This is a genomic window from Halomonas sp. ND22Bw (assembly GCF_003011945.1).
Taxonomy (GTDB): Bacteria; Pseudomonadota; Gammaproteobacteria; order Pseudomonadales; family Halomonadaceae; genus Halomonas; species Halomonas halophila.
The window spans coordinates 1-362 of record NZ_PXWD01000336.1 but is presented as its reverse complement, the minus strand read 5'-3'; the positions used below and the strand labels follow the sequence as shown (position 1 = coordinate 362).

Annotated in this window: 1 protein-coding gene; it reads left to right on the top strand. The window is 69.6% G+C overall.

Annotation, left to right across the window (positions count from 1 at the left end):
* Positions 1 to 362: isocitrate/isopropylmalate family dehydrogenase (locus CVH10_RS18325; RefSeq protein WP_369335869.1), on the top strand; the 362-nt coding region annotated here is incomplete at both ends.

The window sequence follows — 362 nt, the reverse complement described above, 5'->3', positions numbered from 1 at the left end:
GCGCGACAAGGACGCCATCCTCTTCGGCTCGGCCGGCGACCCGCACATCCCCGACCACATCACGCTCTGGGGCCTGCGCCTGAAGATCTGCCAGGGCTTCGACCAGTACGCCAACGTGCGGCCCACGCGCATCCTGCCGGGCATCGACGGCCCGCTCAAACGCTGCGGCCCGAAGGACCTCGACTGGGTCATCGTGCGCGAGAACTCCGAAGGCGAGTACGCCGGCGTCGGCGGCCGCGTGCACCAGGGCCATCCGATCGAGGCGGCGACCGACGTGAGCATGATGACCCGCGCCGGTGTCGAGCGGATCATGCGCTTCGCTTTCAAGCTGGCGCAGTCGCGCCCGCGCAAGCTGCTGACTG